6 protein-coding genes and 1 pseudogene are annotated in these 4,240 nt (G+C 46.1%); all 7 read right to left on the reverse strand.

Annotated elements, in window-relative coordinates:
- Window positions 1-356 (reverse strand): annotated as a pseudogene (locus tag RMO84_RS00500) (F0F1 ATP synthase subunit alpha); the annotation flags it as partial.
- A gap of 120 nt (window positions 357-476) precedes the next feature.
- On the reverse strand, window positions 477-1,025 hold the full coding sequence (gene atpH, locus RMO84_RS00505; protein ID WP_310486453.1) for an ATP synthase F1 subunit delta: 549 nt from the start codon (window positions 1,023-1,025) through the stop codon (window positions 477-479).
- Window positions 1,025-1,552 (reverse strand): F0F1 ATP synthase subunit B, encoded by a 528-nt coding sequence (locus tag RMO84_RS00510; RefSeq protein WP_310486455.1) that lies wholly within the window; start codon window positions 1,550-1,552, stop codon window positions 1,025-1,027. Before RMO84_RS00510 ends, atpH begins: the two co-directional genes overlap by 1 nt.
- Before the next feature lie 129 nt (window positions 1,553-1,681).
- Window positions 1,682-2,179 carry a F0F1 ATP synthase subunit B' gene (locus RMO84_RS00515; protein ID WP_396135731.1) on the reverse strand — a complete coding sequence of 166 codons (498 nt, stop codon included), beginning with the start codon at window positions 2,177-2,179 and terminating at the stop codon, window positions 1,682-1,684.
- Between the two features lie 180 nt (window positions 2,180-2,359).
- Window positions 2,360-2,605 (reverse strand): ATP synthase F0 subunit C, encoded by a 246-nt coding sequence (gene atpE / locus RMO84_RS00520; RefSeq protein ID WP_015160255.1) that lies wholly within the window; start codon window positions 2,603-2,605, stop codon window positions 2,360-2,362.
- A 152-nt stretch (window positions 2,606-2,757) separates the two neighbouring features.
- Window positions 2,758-3,516 carry a F0F1 ATP synthase subunit A gene (atpB, locus tag RMO84_RS00525; protein WP_310486457.1) on the reverse strand — a complete coding sequence of 253 codons (759 nt, stop codon included), beginning with the start codon at window positions 3,514-3,516 and terminating at the stop codon, window positions 2,758-2,760.
- A gap of 87 nt (window positions 3,517-3,603) precedes the next feature.
- Window positions 3,604-4,050 carry an ATP synthase subunit I gene (locus RMO84_RS00530; protein WP_310486458.1) on the reverse strand — a complete coding sequence of 149 codons (447 nt, stop codon included), beginning with the start codon at window positions 4,048-4,050 and terminating at the stop codon, window positions 3,604-3,606.
- Window positions 4,051-4,240 lie beyond the last annotated feature (190 nt).

Raw genomic sequence — 4,240 nt, forward strand, 5'->3', positions numbered from 1 at the left:
TTACCGTCAATGGGACGTGCTAAGGCATCGACGACGCGACCGATAATTGCTTCGCCGACAGGAATCTGCGCGATCTTACCAGTTGCTTTAACAGCACTACCTTCTTGAATATTCCGACCGTTGCTCATCAAGACCACACCGACGTTATCGGCTTCGAGGTTGAGAGCTAGACCCACACTCGCATCTTCAAATTCAACGAGTTCGCCGGACATAACTTTGTCCAAGCCATAAACGCGAGCGATACCATCGCCGACTTGAAGAACAGTACCGACGTTAGATGATTTAACGTCTTGAGTGTACTGTTCGATTTGCTGGCGAATAATGCTACTAATTTCGTCAGGTCTGATACTAATCATAATTATCTATTTACTGATGTTTTCTATAGGTTTTAGGCTTTAAGTTTTAGGTTTTAGGCTTTAGGTCTTTTAATAATTAGTTAAATACCTATTCCCTATTCCCTATCCCCTATCCCCTAATTAAGCAATACTTAGACCCAGGCGGCGAATTTCGGCGCGTAAGCTGGAGTCGATGACTTGAGAACCGACTTTAATAATGACTCCACCGATGATTTCTGGATCGATCTTGGTGGCGATTTCGACACTATTAGAACCAGTCATCCCTTGGACGCGATCGCGGATCGATTGAGTCTGGGCGTCAGTGAGGGCGATCGCACTAGTGACTTCCGCCAAGACGATACCTTTGAGGTCGCGCATCATGGCTTGATACCGCTGGCAAATTCCCGCCAAGTAACCAATTCTCCGGCGTTCGACTAAGATCGACAAAAAATTGGCCATAAAGGGGTGAACTTTATCGCCGACAATCTTGGTTAAAATTGCTTTTTTATCGGCAATTTTGACGATCGGATTTGCTAAGATTTGATTCAATTCTGGCGATTCATCTAGCAGACCTAATAAATCGGCACAATTGCTAGCAAATTCATCGACCAGGTTTTGCGACTGAGCGAGGGACATCAGCGCATCCGCGTAAGGGGTGAGGACGACACTACCCATGGCACTACCTTTCATTACTTACCTCCTACCAAGGCGATACTCCGATCGACCAACTGCGCTTGTGCGGAGTCGTTCAAGAGGTTTTTGAGTTGAGCTTCGGCCCGTTCCATTGCTAGTTTAGTCACGCGCGCGCGGAGTTCGGCGATCGCTTTATCTTGCTCGGTATTGGTATTGGCAGCGGCTAGTTCTTGCATCCGCTCGATATCGGCAGCCGCTTTGGCCGCGATTTCTGCTTTAGCATTTGCCGCGCTGGTAACTGCCGTTTTGCGGATATTTTCAGCTTCAGTTTGCGCTTGCGCCAGATTTTTCTTGGCGACTTCGAGCGCGGAGATCGCTTGTTTTTGTCGAGCTTCGGTATCTTTGATGGCTGTCTCGATCGCCAGACGGCGTTCGGTGAGAATTTCCGTCAAGAGTTTGCGTCCGAAGACAAATACAAAAATCAAGACCAAAACGAGGTTAACTAAATTGGCTTCGATAAAATCTGTATTTAATCCGAAACCGCCACCTTCGCTAGTGGCGAGGAATAAGAAATTTCCCATCATATATATGTGCTAGAACTGGGCGATTCGACAGGCGTATCGGTGATTTGTTACGAGCGATTAGCGATCGGTTACGTATGTCCCCGACTAACTGTTCGCTACTAACTGTTTTAATCCCGCTTGCAGGTTATTTTATTTAACTAACTCGGCTCCCAACAATTTGGTGAGGATCTGACGGCTGAGGGCTTCTACTTGGGCTTCCAAAGCTGTAAAAGCAGACTGCTTTTGTTTGTCGATCTCAACTTGGGCTTGTTCGCGTTGAACTTGAGCGGCTTGCTGAGTTTCGGCGAGTTGACCGGCAGCAATTTTTTGAGCTTCAGTTTTAGCTGTCGCGATGACTGCTTGGGCTTCCCGTCTGGTATCGGCTAGTTCTGCCTCGTACTTTTTAGCGATCGTTTCAGCTTCGGCGAGTTTGGCTTTGGCATCGCCCAAACCACCGCGAATGTATTCATCTCGATCGTCTAATACTTTACCCAGGGGTTTGTAAAATAGAGCATTTAATACTGCGACCAAGACAACAATCTGGATTGCCATCAGCGGCAATGTCGCATCAAAGTCGAACAGTTTACCCTTTTCGGCTACTTCTTCTACTGCGGCTGGTACCAGCAGTAGTGTCCATTGTGGGATCATCTTTATATACTTTCCTTGAAAATTTGAGGTCAGGAGGAAATCGGTAGCCCAGAAATCGGTAGTAAAGTGACGATCGAAGCTGTATGAACTGTCGTAATCAAATAACAGCCATGCAAACAGCCTGCAATCCTTGACTTACCGACTCTTTACTGTCCGTTCCCCCGGTTGTTGACTTGCGAACTAGGAGAAAGGGTTAGCAAACAAGAGAATCAGTGCGACAACCAAACCGTAGATCGTCAAGGATTCCATGAACGCCAAGGAAAGAATGAGCGTACCGCGAATTTTGCCTTCCGCTTCGGGTTGACGTGCAATCCCTTCAACAGCTTGTCCAGCAGCGTTACCTTGACCGATACCAGGACCGATCGAAGCTAGACCGACAGCAAGAGCAGCAGCGATCACAGAAGCAGCAGCAACAGTAGGATTCATGATGTATTACCTTAAAAAAATGATTGAGAGAATATTAGGTTGAGATTTATTTAGTTGGTAGTTGGTAGTTGGTAGTTAGTAGTTGCCAGATGTCAGTCTCAAGACTACGCACCAGCTACTATTGCCTATTCCCTATTCCCTATTCCCTAAATTTAGTGTTCTTCTTCATGTTCGCCATGACCTTCGATCGCTTCACCGATGTATACAGCAGCTAGCGTGGCAAATACCAATGCCTGAATGGCACTAGTAAACAACCCTAATAGCATAACTGGAATCGGGATAATAAACGGAACTAGTAATACTAGTACGCCGACCACTAATTCATCTGCGAGGATGTTTCCGAATAAACGGAAGCTTAGGGATAGCGGTTTAGTGAAGTCCTCAAGGATGTTGATTGGCAACAGGATTGGTGTCGGTTCGATATATTTAGCGAGATATCCCAAACCACGTTTGCGGAAACCTGCATAAAAATAAGCCAAGGACGTGAGCAATGCCAATGCCACCGTAGTGTTGATGTCATTGGTTGGCGCAGCTAGTTCGCCGGATGGCAAATGAATTAGCTTCCACGGGAGTAAAGCACCCGACCAGTTGGATAAAAAGATGAATAAAAACAAGGTACCGATAAAAGGCACCCAAGGACGATATTCCTTCTCGCCAATTTGGTCTTTAGCTAAGTTGCGGATATACTCCAAGGCATACTCCATCAGGTTTTGGATCCCACGCGGAATGCGTTGGACGTTACGCGTCGCTGCAATTGCGGCAATTAACAGCAAGCCAATCACAAACCAAGATGTGAGAAACACTTGACCGTGGATTTGGAGGTTCCCTAGTCGCCAATACAAGTGATGACCGACATCCAATGCCGCCAAGGGCAGGGAATTTATGATGTTTAAACCATCTAACATGTGCATCTAGGAGCCGTTTCCAGTGATTATTTACCAAGCAACAATCTTTGCAATTGGTGGCCGATCCTTCCGCTGGGCTAAATTCGATAGATTTTAGTCAGCGATCGAGAGTATCCGCACGAGGTATACCAGCAATGCGGCTTTATAGGTCAAAAAACCCAAAAAGACTGGCAAAATTTGCAATTGGTGCCATTTTGCCGCAACGAGCATCAAGACTATCACTAGTGCCTGACGATTGAGGCTGAGCTTCATGGTTTCAGTACCAAGGCGGTCTACATCTCTGGCTAGCAGTCTCAAATACACTACTCCAGTCACTGCACCCAATAGGTAATTGCCAGCGACCCTCAAACCATAGAAATAAACTACAGTAGCAAATGCCACAGCAGTAATTGCTAGCGTAATCAGATACAACTCTTGTTTGAGTTGTTGATACTCACCCATCGAGTTCTCTGACGATTGAGTTACACTAGATTCCTCAAGTGTAGTTGCCTCATTAACTAATAATTCTGTCAGTTGAGGTGTTTCGTCAGTAGATTTCACAGCGGTTTAGTGTTATTCGATCCCGAATCGACCACCATCGATTGTATCACCGAGCGGCAACAATACTTAAAAAAAATTTATCGGCTGAGAATTGCGCTAAATCGCCTAGAGCGGAGGCTTTGAGTTGGCAATCGCCCACAGCCCTCGACTGAAGTCTCTAAGTAAGTAGCTAGGCGAAATTAAATGTAAA

This window comes from Chamaesiphon sp. VAR_69_metabat_338 (genome assembly GCF_031423935.1).
In the GTDB taxonomy this organism is placed as follows: Bacteria; Cyanobacteriota; Cyanobacteriia; order Cyanobacteriales; family Chamaesiphonaceae; genus Chamaesiphon.